Origin of the sequence: Paraglaciecola arctica BSs20135, from assembly GCF_000314995.1 — a bacterium.
GTDB lineage: Bacteria > Pseudomonadota > Gammaproteobacteria > Enterobacterales > Alteromonadaceae > Paraglaciecola > Paraglaciecola arctica.
Window position 1 is genome coordinate 1 of sequence record NZ_BAEO01000024.1, and the last position, 17,557, is coordinate 17,557.

At 38.5% G+C, this 17,557-nt stretch carries 13 protein-coding genes; 12 read left to right on the forward strand and 1 reads right to left on the reverse strand.

What is annotated here, in order from left to right; all coding sequences use genetic code 11:
- From GARC_RS26885 to GARC_RS08465, 6 genes are all read left to right on the forward strand, one after another.
- Positions 1 to 353: hypothetical protein (locus tag GARC_RS26885; protein WP_039989179.1), on the forward strand; the 353-nt coding region annotated here is incomplete at its 5' end.
- Between the two features lie 39 nt (positions 354 to 392).
- Entirely contained in the window at positions 393 to 902 is a 510-nt protein-coding gene (locus GARC_RS08440) for an adenylyl-sulfate kinase (RefSeq protein ID WP_007618860.1), read from the forward strand.
- Between the two features lie 9 nt (positions 903 to 911).
- Positions 912 to 2,357, forward strand: a complete 1,446-nt coding sequence (locus tag GARC_RS27215; RefSeq protein WP_226989085.1) for a formyltransferase family protein — start codon at positions 912 to 914, stop codon at positions 2,355 to 2,357.
- Positions 2,354 to 4,735, forward strand: a complete 2,382-nt coding sequence (locus GARC_RS08455; protein ID WP_007618862.1) for a PEP/pyruvate-binding domain-containing protein — start codon at positions 2,354 to 2,356, stop codon at positions 4,733 to 4,735. The genes GARC_RS27215 and GARC_RS08455 overlap by 4 nt, the downstream gene beginning before the upstream one ends.
- Positions 4,735 to 5,352 (forward strand): gamma-glutamyl-gamma-aminobutyrate hydrolase family protein, encoded by a 618-nt coding sequence (locus tag GARC_RS08460; RefSeq protein ID WP_007618863.1) that lies wholly within the window; start codon positions 4,735 to 4,737, stop codon positions 5,350 to 5,352. The genes GARC_RS08455 and GARC_RS08460 overlap by 1 nt, the downstream gene beginning before the upstream one ends.
- Positions 5,353 to 5,359: 7 nt before the next feature.
- A complete protein-coding gene (locus tag GARC_RS08465) occupies positions 5,360 to 6,073 on the forward strand; it encodes a phosphocholine cytidylyltransferase family protein (RefSeq protein WP_007618864.1) in 714 nt (237 codons plus the stop codon).
- A 118-nt stretch (positions 6,074 to 6,191) separates the two neighbouring features.
- On the opposite strand, the gene GARC_RS08470 is transcribed toward GARC_RS08465, so the two are convergent.
- Positions 6,192 to 9,704 (reverse strand): motility associated factor glycosyltransferase family protein, encoded by a 3,513-nt coding sequence (locus GARC_RS08470; RefSeq protein ID WP_007618865.1) that lies wholly within the window; start codon positions 9,702 to 9,704, stop codon positions 6,192 to 6,194.
- Positions 9,705 to 9,970: 266 nt separating this feature from the next.
- On the opposite strand from GARC_RS08470, the gene GARC_RS08475 reads away from it, so the two are divergent.
- The 6 genes from GARC_RS08475 (at position 9,971) to fliF (ending at position 17,532) form a co-directional block, all read left to right on the forward strand.
- On the forward strand, positions 9,971 to 10,774 hold the full coding sequence (locus GARC_RS08475; protein WP_007618866.1) for a flagellin N-terminal helical domain-containing protein: 804 nt from the start codon (positions 9,971 to 9,973) through the stop codon (positions 10,772 to 10,774).
- A gap of 198 nt (positions 10,775 to 10,972) precedes the next feature.
- Positions 10,973 to 12,412: a sigma-54 interaction domain-containing protein gene (locus tag GARC_RS08480; RefSeq protein WP_007618868.1), complete on the forward strand. Its 1,440-nt coding sequence runs from the start codon at positions 10,973 to 10,975 to the stop codon at positions 12,410 to 12,412.
- A 170-nt stretch (positions 12,413 to 12,582) separates the two neighbouring features.
- Entirely contained in the window at positions 12,583 to 13,842 is a 1,260-nt protein-coding gene (locus GARC_RS08485; protein WP_007618869.1) for a sensor histidine kinase, read from the forward strand.
- Positions 13,843 to 13,845: 3 nt separating this feature from the next.
- Entirely contained in the window at positions 13,846 to 15,198 is a 1,353-nt protein-coding gene (locus GARC_RS08490) for a sigma-54-dependent transcriptional regulator (RefSeq protein WP_007618871.1), read from the forward strand.
- 296 nt (positions 15,199 to 15,494) lie between these two features.
- Entirely contained in the window at positions 15,495 to 15,821 is a 327-nt protein-coding gene (gene fliE / locus GARC_RS08495; protein ID WP_007618879.1) for a flagellar hook-basal body complex protein FliE, read from the forward strand.
- A gap of 10 nt (positions 15,822 to 15,831) precedes the next feature.
- Positions 15,832 to 17,532 (forward strand): flagellar basal-body MS-ring/collar protein FliF, encoded by a 1,701-nt coding sequence (gene fliF / locus GARC_RS08500; protein WP_007618887.1) that lies wholly within the window; start codon positions 15,832 to 15,834, stop codon positions 17,530 to 17,532.
- Positions 17,533 to 17,557: the final 25 nt, after the last annotated feature.

The window sequence follows — 17,557 nt, forward strand, 5'->3', positions numbered from 1 at the left end:
TTTCTGTCATTGATTATTCCGTCAGCTTAGGTGAACAAGAGGATTCTTATATTGGGACAGGAAAATCAGTTCGATTTCTAAGTCAAAATGAATTTGATTCTTTTTATCAAATGATACTTAATTCAGGAAAAGATATTTGGGTTCGAGGAAATTCAAAACCTGATTTTGAAAAAAATCGTATGTATATTGAAGGTATTATTACAGATGAGATACATGCTCAAAGTTTCATTAAAAAACAAAGAGATTGGGTTTTGACTATGCAAAATAAGGAGCCTAAATTATTCGACGCGTTAGTGCATAATAAAGATCCTGAGTACTGGACTTGGTCGAAATTATCAGATAGCTATAAATAGTAAATTCAATAACTTAGAAATTATCCCCATGGAGTAAAAATGGTCGTTTGGTTAATTGGTTTATCGGGATCCGGTAAAACAACAATAGGAAGTGCATTTTACCAGCGAGTAAAGTTAAAGAAAGAGGCAACTGTTTTAGTTGATGGGGATGGTATTAGGGCTATATTTAAACACGAATCCTACCATGACTATTCTGTAAACGGACGACGTATCAGTGCTGAGCGACTGCAAGAAATATGTTTGTGGTTAGATAAGCAAGGATTAGATGTGGTTTGTTGTAACTTAGGTATTTTTGATGATATTAATCTTAAAAATCGAGAAATATTTTCTGATTATAGAGAAGTATTTATTGATGTATCGATTGATAAATTAATTGCTCAAGATAATAAATGTTTATATCAATCAGCATTACGCGGTGAACAAACTAATGTAGTAGGCATTGATATTCAATATACACCTCCTTGCTCCCCTGATTTAACCATTAAAAACAGTCAAAAATTAGAGGATGTCAGCAGTTATGTTGATAAAATCATCTCTATTTGTAACTGAGGAAGGAATGTGAGCGCTTATCCATATTGTAACGGTCCGTTACTTAATTTACCGCAGAGCTACATGTACACACCTTATTTAGGTTTGGGGTTCATCTTTGATTGGCATAAATCCCGATCTTCTTATCTGACCCAATGCCCTTCTCCTGTCTATCTAGAGCTCCCTTCAAATCCCCTTCATTTAAATGTTCCTGATACTAGTCAACATTCAACAGAGGATATTTTGGTACAGCTTTGTTTGGATCTCAGAACTGAAGCTAAAATGTCTAAACATGTTGTTTATTGGTTACCGCGGATATTAAAAAAATTTGAAGTGAGTAAACGCCTCTATCAATTTTATGGGATTGAAGCACCACACAGAATAGTTAGCGAAAGTAGCTATGACAAATTAGAGCTTTATTTACTGCTGGCTGAGTCCCTTATTCGTGCTTGGGCGATAAAGCCAATATCTCAATATATCAATGGATTATTAAAATTAGTAGATACATTGCTCTCGCAAAAATCGCAGTTGAATAGGAATCAATCGTCACATCTCGGGTGGCTTATTATTGCCGAACAAATGATTTTGGATACAGTTTTGAAGCAGTCTAATTTGAAGAAAGATAATGCTCATTCGATTGTTAGATTGAAGTGTGATTCACATTCATTTCTTGATTTTACTCAGTCCCTCACTAATAACTCTAATGAGTCACCGGTAGTTGATGGAACTTATGACGGTAAAATAGTCCTAGAAAAGAGTAAAAAAATACTTCTTTTATGTGGTCATACAACCCGATCTATAGCTTATGTTCAGGCCCTTTGTAGTGCAAATATTATTCCTTGTCAGATTATTGTCTATGGTACTTCTAAATCAAAATTCACATCAACTAGAACGCATAGCAACGTTTCGATTCAAAACATGTTCACCCCAAATTTAGAATTAGATATTTTGCAAAGCCTAGATAATCATGGATTGAAATATACATCAACTGAAGAACAAGAACTCTCAGCTCCTGCTTTATTAGCACTAATTAGAGAGGCTGATCCTGATTTAATCATTTACTCTGGATATGGAGGACAACTAGTGCCTGCTTCGATTTTGAGTGAATTCCCTGTATTACATATCCATTCGGGTTGGTTACCTGACTATCGAGGAAGCACAACTTTGTATTATCAAATCCTTGATGAAAATTGTTGTGCTGCGAGTGCTATTTTATTAGATGAGCAGATTGACACTGGAGTAATAGTTGCTCGTAAAAGGTACCCTATTCCAGAAAAGGGAATTGATGTAGATCATTTGTACGATAGTACAATTCGAGCTGATCTATTAGTGGAAACATTGAAGCAGTGGTTAGACCCATTTAAACAGTGGAATATAACGACTCAAACAGAAGACTCTTTGCCCTTTTTTATTATTCACCCTTTGTTAAAACATTTAGCTCTGTTAAAGATTGATCAAGAGATGATAGATTTATGAGCAATCATCATTCTCAGTTTGTTTTTGGTACTAAATCGGAAACATTAACAAAGCTGCAGCCATTATTAACCCAAGCAAAAATCCTTCCTATTCTTTATTTCTCAGAAGGCGATTGGCGTAGGGATTCCGCTCAAGTTTTAAATTCTATCCATGTTTTCTCGCCAGAAAATGACTTAATTATAAGAAGCAGTGCTAAAAATGAAGACGGACATGAAAATTCTATGGCTGGGGCTTTCCTTAGTTGCCTGAACGTTTCTGTGAATGATGAAGCAGGATTAATAAGCGCAATTGAGCAAGTTATCGATTCATTTAGTGACTTTTCTCAAACAGACAATCAAATATTGGTCCAACCTATGTTAACCGATATAAATATGTCTGGTGTTCTGATGACTCACGATCTAGAACGCGGTGCTCCATATTACATCATCAATTATGACGATGAGAGTGGTTTAACCGATACGATTACCGGTGGTATTGGTATACAAAAGACGGTTCTTATTTATCGAGAAACCGAGCTGGAAAAAGTTCACTCTCCTAGAATTCGTTCACTGTTAAAGGCTTGTGCAGAACTAGAAAATATCTGTGGAAATGTTCCTCTTGATATTGAGTTTGCTATCAATCAATCAGGGATTGTTTATATATTTCAAGTGCGACAAATTACCTTATTTAATACATGGCATCCGGTTACAGAGAGAAGAGTAGTAAGAACCTTAAAGCATGTTGTAGAATTTATTCAGCAAATAATGAAAAGAAAGTCGGGTATTTATGGTGAAAAAACAATATTAGGTGTGATGCCCGATTGGAATCCTGCAGAAATTATTGGTACTACACCTAGACCTTTGGCTTCGTCACTCTACCGTTACCTTATTACCCAATCTACTTGGCGAGAGTCAAGAGCCGCTATGGGCTACTTTCATCCAAAAAACGAAGAACTAATGTTAATGATTGACCATCATCCATATATTGATGTGCGAAATAGTTTTAATTCTTTTCTACCTAATAATTTGTCTAGTAATATAAAAGAGAAGTTACTTAATGGTTGGATAACGAGGTTAGATAAATTTCCTGAATTGCACGATAAAGTCGAATTTGAAGTCGTTCAGACATGTATGAATTTCACTTTCGAGCATGACTTTGAAAACCGCTATAAGGATCTATTAAGTGAAAGGGAGTTTAAGGAATATCACACATCTATTCATTCGTTAACACTTGATGCTTTACTTATGCAAGATAGTGGATCGTTATGCCAAGCAAGCATGATGATTGATGAATTGGCCGTTGTGCAGGTATCTCGCGTTTTAAGTCCTACCCCTGAATTATCTGTAGTTCGAGACTTGTTAGTTTCCTGTCGTGATAAAGGAACTTATCCTTTTTCAATTTTGGCACGTCATGCTTTTATTGCGGAGTCTTTATTACGTTCTGCGGTTGAACGAGGCGCATTGAGTGTAGAGCGATTGCAAACTTTCAAGCAATCTATTCATACGATTACGACTGATTTGGCTGAGGAATATGGTGAAGTGTGTGATGGTAGTAGAAAAAACACGGAATTTCTAGATAGGTTTGGCCATCTGAGACCAGGAACTTATGATATTACATCTCTTCGTTATGATGAACGGAATGACCTGTTTACAGGTTCAGTTCAAAAGACGATTTTGGATGATAATTGCACATTTAAATTGCACCCTAGTGAACGAGAGAGCTTGCAATTATTGTTAAAAGAAGCCGGTTTTCCAATAGAAGTTGAAAATCTCATTGAGTATATGCGTAAAGCTATTATGGGGCGTGAATATGCAAAATTTGTATTTACCCGTGACTTGTCGGATGCGCTAGCTGTCTTAACTCAATGGGGTGGGAAAGTGGGATTATCTCGAGAGGATCTTTCTTATCTCGATATAACATTATTACTCGATACTTTAACTAATCCACTGCTGGATGATATCGACCGAGTTTTACTGAATAATGTAGAGAAAGCTAAACGAGATTGTGAACAAGCAAGGTCTTTAAAATTAGGGCACTTAATCTCAAATCCAGATGGTATTTATGTCATTCCTCTCCATCGTAGTGTGGCTAATTTTGTTACGGTTGAAACAGTTGAATCCGATGTGGTTGTACTTGATTTAGGTACACCTGCCACTATGGATTTAAGTAATAAAATAGTATGTATTGAAAATGCTGATCCCGGTTATGACTGGTTGTTTACTAAAGGAATTGCAGGCTTAATCACTCAATATGGAGGTACAAACTCTCATATGGCTATTCGCTGTGTCGAGTTTGCTATTCCTGCTGCAATTGGTTGTGGTGAACAGCTATTTTCTCGTATTGTGAAGTCTCAAAAATTGATTTTAAATTGTCGAGACAAAAAGATTGAGTTGATGTAATGATTAATCAGACCACAAAGAAACCAATTATTTTAATTAGCCAGCGAGTTGAACGTCATGAACAACGAAATGAGACAAGAGATTCGTTAGATCAGGCGTTAAGTCGATGGGTGGTTGCATCAGAAGCTATCCCAATCAATTTACCAAATACATTATTGCCAGAAATGCTAAAGGAGTTATTAGTACAATTAATGCCGACGGGAATTATTCTTTCTGGAGGTAATAATGTTGGTGAGTTTTGTGAGCGTGATAAAACTGAAACAGTTCTTTTAGATTGGGCGAAATTACAGAATGTTCCTGTTTTAGGGATTTGTCGTGGAATGCAGTTCATTGGTATTTGGTCAGGCACTACATTGGAAAGGGCTAAGGGGCACGTGGCGGAAAACCATGAAATTTGTGGCGATTTAAACTCCATTGTAAATAGTTACCATGATTATTCTTTAAAAAGTGTTCCCAAAGGGTTTCGTCCATTGGCCTATGCTCAAGACGGTCATTTAGAAGCCATTACATCTGAAACTGATTGGCCATGCGAAGGCTGGATGTGGCACCCTGAAAGGGATACACCTTTCGATTTAACATGGTTAACTCGATTTCGTTTATTAATGAGATTAGATTAGGAAAAAGATGAAAGCATTAATTTTAGCTGCTGGTCGAGGAAGTCGGATGAAAGGGCTAACGGAGAATAGCCCAAAATGTTTAGTAAAGTTAAATGGAAAATCTTTACTTACCTATCAATTAACAGCTCTAAGAGAAGCTGGTATTACTGAAATCGGTATAGTGACAGGATATCGCCGTGAGATGCTTGTATCTTCTGAATTGATTGAGTTTTATAACGAGCGTTGGAATAAGACCAATATGGTATCTTCGCTTAATTGTGCTTATGAGTGGCTGCAAGCAGACGATTGTATTGTTAGCTACTCTGATATTTTTTATGACGCATCTGCAGTCAACTCTCTAATTGAAGCGCAAGCTGATATTGCAATTACCTATGATCCAAATTGGTTGGAAATTTGGAGTCGGCGTTTCGAGGACCCGTTATCTGATGCCGAAACCTTCATAATGAATGATAAAAATGAATTATGCGAAATTGGTAATCAACCTAAATTAGTTGACCAAGTACATGGGCAATATATGGGGTTATTGAAATTTACGCCTAAAGGATTGGATATAATTGCTAAATTGCATCAAGGTCTTTCAGCTGATTTACAAGATAAAATGCACATGACAGGTGCATTGCAGAAAGTGATTGAAAGTAAAGTATTAGCGATTAAAGCAGTACCTTATTTAGGTCGATGGGGAGAAGTCGATTCTGAAGATGATCTTGCGTGTTATCAATAAATTTTGATTCTATATATTGTTGAACTTGTTAAGTTTGAATCGATTTATTTCCATAACCACTACGGCCTGAAAATAGCCATTTTTGATACACTTTAGTAATTGTATTGCCAGCTTGCCCTTAAATTTTAGAATCCAATAAATCTAGAACTTTTTGTTTATGTGTATAAAAGTCTGTTTCTGTCATTAATTGAAATATTAGCTGTCTCATTTTTAATGAACCGATTATTTTTTTTGTTCTGGTACCATTATTTGGTACTTTCTTGGATTGTTGACAATTACCTCTTAGAAACACGGAAATGTAACAACGATTGTCAAATGCTATATATCTTTCTGCGGGTATATTGAAGACATGTTCTTCCAAATCAATATTTTGTAGAGCCCTGTACTTAGGAAGTATTAGATTACATTTCTGTTCACTAAGGCAGGATGAAATCGCGACTCTAGCTAAAAATAATGGACTATCAAATATTTTTTCATTTTTAATCGCTGGTGACTTTAAATATGTAATCCCATTATAATCGAGAGGGGGGGCTTCATCGGATTTCAAGGTGATTATGGTGTTTCTCTTTCCTAATACGCTGGCATGTTTCAAGTCTTCTAAATGATATATTGCATAATCTGGAGTTTTTTTATACGAATCTAATTGCTGAGTGCTTAAAAAGTCAATTTTGTTAATCCATGAGAATTCACTATCCAGAATAAATTTCAAACTTTTCGTAAATATTGATGAGTCTGTAGCAATTAATATTGAACAATTGCCACAGTGGTTCTCTAGTTTTTTGATTTCTCTTTTAATTATATTGAAAGAGGATACATCAAAATCATCTTCTTCATTTTCTGTCATTAGGAATTTGATATTTCCAACAGTTTCTAACCATTTTTCTTTTGTTTGGATAAAAGCCTTTGGTACGGATTTGGAGTGCTGAGGTGTGTTTTGTAACTTACTCAACACTGCATTGGCAAAATTCACCGTCCCATACAAATAATAAAACAATAATGATTTGCCATTTTTATAAGAAGTAAACAACATTTCTTTTTGTTTGTTGATTACCCGCTCGATATCTTCTTTGCAGGTCACGTCTTTTTCTAAAAGGGTTTGAAATGCACTTAGTTCTGAAATTAACAGATCATGAGAAAACTGTTTTTCAAATCTCTCTGAGTAATTACTGAGTTCTTTAGTTGAAAAGATCTGCGTCTTTAGTTTTTCAACGACTTGTGTTTTTTGATTTTCAGTGACTACTATTAACAATTCATCTGGTCTTATAGGCAAGGCGCCTTGGATCTTTGCCCCATCACTGCAGTTGTAAAAATCCTGCCCTTTAGGCTTTGCGCTGGTCACTTGTTCAATGACTTGCCTAGAGACTTTAAATTCGTGTTTAGTATTGACCCTAGGACGAAAATTTCCAGGTACTATTAAAGAGGTATTAGCACTCTTAGTAAAGTCATAGGTTTCTTCTCCATCTTCTTGATAATACCCAGATGATTTTGAATGGTGGTGCTTAACATCTACAAAACCGAGATCAACACCAATTAAATAAATGCTAGTGAATCCTATAGTGCTGAATAGGTCGATGGCAAAATTACTTACAGTGGGGAAGGCGTTGAGTAGCGTGGTAAAGTTTTCTCGGCCTAATACACTTAACGCTGATACCGTTGATGATTCACCTTCTTTAAAAGCAATCAAAACATCTTTATATAAATCGCAGGTATCTGGGTGAATGCCGTTGCAGGATATCAGTGTGATATTTTTTAGGTAGTCTAAGTCGCCTATTAACACTGCCCAATCAAAGGTACTTCTGTTTTGTTCTATTTCGGCATGAAAGTCTGGCGTAATGCCATGTCTATGTAAGGCTTGTAGCGTGGTTCCACAGCTAACAATAATCGCTTGGCCTTGCCATTCTTTGATGGCTTCAATTGAGCTGTCTAATGATGGGCCATTGCCAACAATAAATACCGGTACTTCTTTATCGTCATAACTTAATTGACTTGCAGGGTCTGCCGTTAGAACGGGAATTTTTCGGCGCATGCCTTCTTTGGTATGGGCAATGCCATAATAGGCATGATCGAAGTATTCGCCCATGGATATCACCACTTGCAACTGCTCTCTGAGCTGAGTGATAGCCGAATTTAAAGAGGCGTTGTAGTAACTTTGATAAAAATAGGTGCTATTTAGAATGTAAGGACCAATGGCGTAGAACTGACTTAATAAATCTCTGAATAAATTCGTACCGTCGTCGCCAATATTTAAGTAAATACGTGTTTCTGATTTTTCTACGGTTTCGAATATGTTTTGCCAATCGATCGCAAACAACGATGCATAAAAGAAGTCTGGGTTGGGTTCACATATAAAGAGTTTTTCTACTGTATGTTCTTCAAGTAACTTTTCTAGTTGATAACCCACACCCAAGCCAAACATGATGATTGAGGGCACATTGTTGGGTAAGGCACCCACTTCTTCTTCGGCTTGTTTAAGTAACTCTTCGGTTTCTTTAACAAATTGGTAATGAATGTAGTGGGCGAGTTTGTTGCCTTTATAGCCTAGTACTAAGCCATCTTTGTTAGGTTGTTCGTTAAAGTTGTCGAAGTTTAAGGTGCAATCTTGCTTAGGTGATGCACCGTACCATGAGTGTAAACTGTCAATTTTGACTAAATTAACTTCACCGGCTGTGTTGGCAATGGGTAGCCATTTTTTGGGTTTGTAGTTTTTGTATTCTTTATAGATGTCAGGAAAATACTTTTTAAATGCTCTGAGGTTGTTGGTCAACTTTTCGTTAGGTGTAACTAATAACGAATGATCCGCTAAGTCTATGTTGGGAGTCCAACTGGGTAAAAAATCTAAATAACTTTCTTGCGACTTAAGTTTAAAGCCACTTTCTTCAATTTCACTCCAACTGCGCTCGGATAAATCTTTATGTATTGAGTCGAACACTTGATGGTTATAGTGTTTGTACAGATGAAAACTAGAAATAGCGCAGTGCTCAACTAACTCATTGATGTCTTGAAGTAGGTCCCTGCCATCTTTTTCAAGTTGCAGAAAAATAGCGGTATTGTGTTCTTTTGCTAAGGTAAAAATGTCTTGCCATGATGTGGTCATAATCGAACATTGGAAGTACTGTAATTCTGGTTCGTAAATAAGTAGGTTTTTGATTTTGTGGCGTTTTAACAAATGACTTAAATGAATACCTAGTCCACATCCAAGTACTACCAAACATTCAATTTCATAAGGCATGGGTTGTTGCTGGTTTCTAAGTTTTACACTTTCTAGTTCTTCAATACTTTTTACTTGGTGAGAATCATCATTATGGCTTGATATAGGTGTTTTAAATACAACTTCAGGGCAGTGTTGCTCAATTCGTGATAATTGTTCGAGCACCTCTTCCTCTGGATGAAAACCATAAAAGGTGCGGCCCATACCGTAATCAACAATATTATTTTCACCATATTTATTGATGAAAATAGAATGGTTGGCAAGATTCGGGTTTTGTACATAAGGCAACAAAGAAGGGATGTTACGCTGAAATGTATTGATATTGCTTTGGTGAGTGGTGAGTATGTGACTTGCTAGTTTTTCATCAAGCAGCGCTTGTTTTTGTTCATCTTTCTCAATATGTAAACGGATATTCTTCAGCATACTAACTCTAAACTCGTAATCGACAGGCACTTCACAATAGTTACTATCTTATGCTATCGGCAGTACTAAAAAAAGAATAAGTCTTTGAATTTATTGTGAGAAGTTAATGTTATTTAGTTATGTCAGAGGGTTTATTGATAGTGGCCTGATTGAGTTTTAATCTATAACTATGTATTGCTTTTTATACCTTTATTGGCGTTGCTTATATTTTACACACTCATGGACACTCTGCTATTATACCAAGCAGGTAAATGAGGAAAAAACATATGATTAGTTTTAACACTGAATCAAATACATCGTTGTTACAACAAGTTCAGAACAAGCAAGAGTCTATTCTCGAGAAGCTTTCTTCTGGTAAAAAAATTAATAGTGCGGCTGATGGCGCGGCTGCGCAGCAGATCATTGATCGTTTGACCACACAAGTTGAGGGTAACCGACAAGCTATTTCTAATGCTTACGATGGCGTTTCTTTGACTCAAGTTGCTGAAGGTGGCTTGTCTGGAATTAACGAAGACGTTAATAGGATCCGTGAACTGTCTATCCAAGCGGGTAACGGCATATTGAATGATTCGGATCGACAGGCAATTCAAGCCGAGGTCACGCAATTACAAGAAAATATTTCCCAAACCATTGAGCAAACTGAGTTTGCTGGCAAACCTTTGTTATCGGGCGACGGTAATATTGATTTTCAAATAGGTGCTAACGCTGGCCAGAAAATTGGCGTGGGTACGCAAGATGTTGCGGCCGGTTTGAGCGATATTCTTAATGTTGATTTAAGTTCGGCTCAAGGTGATGAAGATGCCTTGGCTGCGGCTGATGCTGCTTCAGAGTTTGTAGGTAATGCGCGTACCGATTTAGGTGCTACACAAAATCAATTTGAAAGTGCGGCGCGAAATCTAACTCAATCTGATATTAATGTTTCAGCAGCCAGAAGCCGAATTCAAGATACTGATTATGCACAAGCTGCTTCTGAAAGTGCTGCCGCTGACATACTGAGTCAAACTAGTTTGGCTGTGCAAGGCATGGCAAATCAACAACAAGGTCAGGTGCTGTCTTTGTTAAATGGTTAAAAAATTTGATGTGCAAAAAAGAGCGGCTGGTCTGCTCTTTTTTTATGCGTTACGTTTTTTCATTCTTGTGTTTTTTTGTATGAAAAATATACGACTTTAAAATTGCCTTAAATTATATTGCTATCCCACCTCGAATGGTTAAAATCATATACAATACAGTGAATTATAAGACCAACATAAGATAAGGCTGGAAGTGGAATGAGCAATATTTTGATTATTAGTTCTGACATAGCGCGGGCAAATAATCTGAGTACTATTCTGACCTTTCTTGGCGAGCCTTGTAGCAGCGTTTTATATACTTCTGCGATAGAAACTCTTAGAGACAAAATAGATATCAAAGCTGTTTTAATTGATGCAGATACACACGAACTAGCTTGCGATATCAGTGAAAAATTTCCTCATCAACCTTTTGTATTGGTTGGAGACTATGAAACCTTTGAACCAAAGACAAATATTGTCGGCGCCATAAGTGAACCTATTACTTACCCTGCATTGACTCAAATGTTACACCGTTGCCAAGAGTACAAACGCAGCCAGCCCAATACCAAGACCAGCGTTCACAACAAAACCCGTCTATTTAGGAGCTTGGTTGGAAAAAGTAAACAAATTCAGGGTGTTAGACATTTAATTGAGCAAGTGGCTCCAACCGAGGCAAATGTTCTTATCCTTGGCGCGTCAGGCACAGGTAAAGAAGTGATTGCTCGTAATGTACATTTTTTATCTAATCGCACTGACAGTATCTTTATCCCAGTAAACTGTGGTGCTATACCTGGTGAACTGCTCGAAAGTGAGCTGTTTGGTCATGAAAAAGGGGCCTTTACTGGTGCTATTAGTTCGCGAAAAGGGCGTTTTGAACTGGCGGAAGGCGGTACCTTATTTCTTGATGAAATTGGTGACATGCCATTACAAATGCAAGTTAAACTGCTGCGTGTATTACAAGAGCGAACCTACGAAAGGGTAGGTGGTACCAAACCCATTAAATGCAACGTAAGAGTTATTGCAGCCACTCATCGTAACCTAGAAATTATGATCGAGGATGGGCAGTTTAGAGAAGACTTGTACTACCGTTTAAACGTATTTCCAATTGATAGCCCTGCATTGTGTGACCGAAAAGAAGACATTCCATTATTACTTCAAGAGCTGGTATCGAGACTCGAGTTAGATAACTCACAAATAATGTTTACTGCTAACGCTATGGCCTCTCTGATGGAACACAAATGGGCGGGCAATGTTCGCGAATTATCGAATTTGGTTGAGCGTTTGATGATTTTATACCCTAATCAACTTATAGATGTAAGTGATTTACCCAGTAAGTATAAACATCTTGATGTTGAAGATTATGAACCCGATTACCCTGAAGAATTGTTAGAGCGTGACGCTATTAACGCTATGTTTGGTGGTGATAGTAGTGACGACGATAATGAAGAGGTTAATAATAGCTTCGATAATGTGTTATCGACTGAGTTGCCCGTTGACGGGCTAAATTTGAAAGAATACATTTCAGATTTAGAAGTTAATTTGATCACTCAAGCCCTAGAACAACAAGATTGGGTGGTCGCCAGAGCGGCTGAAGCTCTTGGTATGCGTCGTACCACTTTGGTTGAAAAAATGCGTAAGTACAATATTAGTAAAGATTAGCGGTAACATTCTACGATCCCCTTGCTTAACCTCACTGTGTCATTTCATTGACGTCATGTTTTCATAATAATTCATTCTAACATCTTGATTTAATTGTTAATTTTTGTTGGCATGGCATGTGCTTTACTCCACCTGTAATTATTCTGTCTAAGTTTTGACGTGAGGAATGTATGGGTACTAGTAACATCTTGATTGAAGCATCGCGTGACTCCTTGTCTGCGCTTGGCGAAGTGGTTAGGCATGACGCGTTAAAGAAAGCGTCACATGGATCTAACACTCAAGAATTAGACGCACTGCGTTTGCAAGCTAATCGTTTGGAGCATTTGCTACAAGTTATGCCCGCGGGAGTTGTGGTGATAGATGGTAAAGGATTTGTCAGACAGTCAAATAATCTGGCTAAAGCTTTATTAGGTGAGCCTTTGGAAGGCCAACAATGGCGAACCATTATCGCTCGTTCATTTAAGCCCCAAGCTGATGATGGACATGAAGTCTCATTGCATGATGGACGTAAAGTCAAACTGTCGATAACACCTTTAGAAAAAGAACCTGGGCAGCTTATTGTACTCACTGATTTGACCGAAACTAGGCAATTACAGCAACGTATTGGACATTTACAAAAGTTATCTTCATTAGGAAAAATGGTAGCGTCATTGGCACACCAAATTCGTACGCCTTTGTCGGCAGCTATGTTGTATGCGGCGAATCTGTCCAACAGCACCTTAAATAAAACTTCCCGTGAGAAGTTTAGTCACAAACTTGTTTCAAGATTGCGAGACTTAGAAAGCCAAGTAAATGATATGTTGTTGTTTGCCAAAAGTGGCGACGAACAAGTGATAAGTGAAATATCACTACAAAGCTTAATGCAAGAAGTACAGCAAGGTGCTGATGCCATGTTGCAAAGCCAGCAAGCTAGGTTAGTACTTTCTTTACCCGAGCCTGATGTTGTTATTTTGGGTAATAAAACCGCGTTAGCCGGAGCCTTACAAAATCTTATACACAATGCGTTAACCGTTAAACCGCAAAATGCGCTGATTAAAATTGCTGTGAATCGCCAAAAAAACAACCCTGATTGGGTGGATTTATCTGTCACAGACAACGGTCCTGGCATTAAAACTGAAAATCTAAATCGAGTTTTTGAACCTTTTTTCACTACTAAAAGTAATGGTACTGGATTAGGCCTAGCAGTGGTTAGGAGTGTTGCTCAGTCCCATCAAGGCAAGGTTCATGTGACCAATTCAGCTGAAGGTGGTGCCTGTTTTACTTTGTGTTTACCCACTTATGATGACAGACAATCACCACATCAAGTGACTGTCTCAACACACCAAGCCATTGAACCAACAAAACAAGCCATTGCGCCAACAAAACAAGCCATTGCGCCAACAAAAAGTGTGCAGCCTCAACAATATTTTGCCGATGCGGCGGGGAGCTAAAGTATGAGTCAAGCTAAAGTATTGATAGTAGAAGACGACGCAGGCCTAAGAGAAGCTTTAGTCGATACATTGTTGCTGGGTGGTTATCAAGTTATTGAAGCCGACAGTGGTGAACAAGCCATGGTTAAGTTGTCTGAACAAGCCGTTGACTTAGTAGTGAGTGATATACAAATGGGCGGTATGAGCGGTTTAACATTGCTCAAGAATATAAAAAACAAATATCCTAATTTGGCCATATTATTAATGACAGCTTACGCGACTATTGATGATGCTGTGCAGGCAATGCGAGATGGCGCAACCGATTACCTATCTAAACCTTTTGCTCCAGAAGTGTTACTTAATTTGGTTGGCCGTTATGCGCCGGCACAAAAAGTAGAATCACGTACACCAGTAGCAGATGATCCTAGCAGCTTACAGCTACTCGCTTTGGCCAAAAAGGTGGCTAGATCAGAAGCAACTGTCATGGTCTTAGGGCCTAGCGGATCGGGAAAAGAAGTCTTAGCCCGCTATATTCACGACCAATCTAACCGCAGCCAACAAACCTTTGTGGCTATCAACTGTGCCGCTATTCCAGAAAACATGTTAGAAGCGACACTTTTTGGATACGAAAAAGGGGCATTTACCGGAGCAATACAAGCTTGTCCAGGTAAGTTTGAACAAGCCCAAGGTGGCACCATTTTACTCGATGAAATTAGTGAAATGGACTTAAATCTTCAAGTTAAATTATTACGTGTTCTGCAGGAAAAAGAAGTCGAAAGACTAGGTGGTCGTAAAACCATTGCACTGGATGTCAGGATCATCGCAACCAGCAACCGTAACTTAAAGCAAACCGTAGATGCAGGCGAATTTAGAGAGGATTTATACTATCGCCTAAATGTGTTCCCACTTACTTGGTTGCCTCTTGATAAAAGAGGTGGTGATATTATTCCGTTAGCCGAACATTTAATCGAACGTCATTGCCAAAAACAAGGCTGCGAAATATCAAAATTGACTGCAGCCGGACGCAGTAAACTGTTACAACACAACTGGCCTGGTAATGTGCGAGAATTAGAAAATGTGATCCAGCGTGCCTTAATTTTATCTGATGGAAATCAAATTGATGCCCAAGACTTAATGATTGAGCAAGATACATCGGTATTGGCTCAGGCACCTCGGCTAGATTTTGAAAACATTGAAGAAGATAACAGCAAATTAGGGTCAGAATTGCGTCAGCAGGAGCATCAAATCATTCTTGATACCTTGCAAAGCTGCAAAGGTCGTCGCAAAGATGTGGCTGAACGGTTAGGCATAAGCCCTAGAACCTTACGTTACAAACTCGCCAAAATGCGTGAAGTAGGTATCGAACTTCCTGCATAACAATCAGTTTATAGTGTCGCAGATGCGAATCCTTTAGCCACCTAGAACGGTGGCTTTTCTTTTTCCGTTGCTTTAAATAATGCCGCTAATTAATGAAAACTTATTTATCAGTTTGTTTGATATCTCAACTGTCAAGAATATGACACCTCAACTTTTGTGATTATATGTATTTAAGTTGTTGAATTACATGCGTATTTTTTGTTGTGTTAGTTCGCTGCTATTTGGCACTTACCTTGCTAATGAAGTAGTTAGTTAACTCAAACGACAAAATATATCTTTTGCCAGCGGAGCGTCTTATGGACATCAAAGCACAATCACTTTATCAAGAAATGCAAGGCATGGCCCAGCAATCAAAGTTGGGCATGGGTGAGGGAAATGCCATTCAAGGCAATCCTTCTTCACAGAATTTTGCTGATTTACTGAGTAACGCTATAGGCACTGTTAATGACATGCAGTTAGAGTCTAAAGATATGGCTATGTCATTTGAGATGGGCGACAAAAGCTTAAGCTTAGCGGATGTCATGGTGGCGAAAGAGAAAGCTGGCATTGCATTTGAAGCAACGATCCAAGTACGTAATAAAGTACTTGATGCCTATAAACAAATTATGAACATGCCAGTTTAGGAGCTAACTAGTGGCTGAAGCAGCAAGTACAGAACTGGCAATGAGTGATATGAGTACAGATATGTACCCAGAAGACTCGGGTGCAGAACAAAAATCTGGTTTTATGGACTCAATCGGCAGTACCGATATAGTGCGTCAAATTACCTTGATTATCGCCTTAGTGATATGTGTGGCGATTGCTGTGTTTATCTTGATTTGGGCCCAAGAGCCTGATTACCGCCCTTTAGGTAGCATGGAAACACAAGAGTTAATCGAAACCCTTGATTACCTTGATCAGGCGCAAATTGATTACCGTTTAGAAGGCAATACTGTCTATGTAAGCGGTGAGCATTATCAAAAAATTAAATTAGGTATGACTCGTCAAGGCATTACCCAAGGCGATTCGGCAGGTGTCGATATCATCATGCAGGACATGGGTTTTGGAGTCAGCCAACGAGTTGAAAAAGTACGTCTAAAACACGCCAGAGAAAAACAAATCGCCAGCACTATTGAAGAAATGACAGCGGTTTCAAGGGCGAAAGTACTTTTGGCCTTACCTAAAGAAAATGTATTTGCCCGCCGCGAAAAACAAGCTAGTGCCACTGTAGTGGTCACCACTAGGCGTGGGTCGATGATTTCAACTGGAGAAGTGAACTCCATAATCGATATTGTTGCTTCCGCGGTGCAAGGATTAGAGCCTGAACGAGTGACAGTGACTAATAGTAATGGGCGTTTGCTAAATTCAGGATCCCAAGGAGCCGAATCGGCGCGTTCGCGCAAAGAATACGAATTGGAGCAAAAGCGCGAAAGTTCCTATATCGAAAAAATAGATTCCATCCTTATCCCTGTCTTAGGCTTAGGTAACTATACCGCTCAAGCCGATGTGACTATGGACTTTACTTCGGTAGAACAAACGCAGCGTAGCTACAACCCTGACTTACCTGCCATTCGCAGTGAAATGACGGTCGAAGATAACAGTATTGGTGGGGTTATCGCCGGTATTCCAGGAGCACTAACCAATCAACCTCCTTTAGACTCGAATATCCCTGAACGCGCTAGTACTAGCTCAACTCAGCAAACGCCTGGACGAAATCATAAAGAAGAAACCCGTAACTACGAATTGGACACCACAGTCAGTCATACAAAACAACAAGTGGGTATGATCCGCCGATTAAGTGTTTCGGTTGCGTTAGATTATGTGAGCAGCACAGCTGCAGATGGTACAGTGTCAACTGCGCCTAGAGCTCAGGCTGAACTATTGGATATCCGTCGTTTGTTGCAAGGTGGGATTGGCTTTGATGTGACTCGCGGAGATTCTTTAGAAGTAGTGAGCATTCCATTTAACCGTGAAGGTGAAGTAGAGCTGGCAGAAATTCCGTTTTGGGAAGACCCTAAATATTTACCATTATTTAAACTCGGTGGTGGTATCTTTATTATTGCTTTGCTTATTTTAGTGGTTGTGCGGCCTATGGTACGTAAACTGATTAATCCTGATGATATGAAAGCAGATGAATTTGATGCTGATGAAGGGTTAGACTTAGGTGATGAGACTATTAGCTTATTAGCTGAAGAATTTGACGAATCTCAGGTAGGGTTTGCCGCAGATGGCACCTTTATGTTGCCAGATTTACATAAAGATGAAGATGTACTTAAAGCGGTCAGAGCACTAGTTGCAAATGAACCTGAGTTGTCTTCACAAGTAGTTAAAAACTGGATGATGCTTGATGATTAAGTTTAGAGCTAATATCTGGAATTTT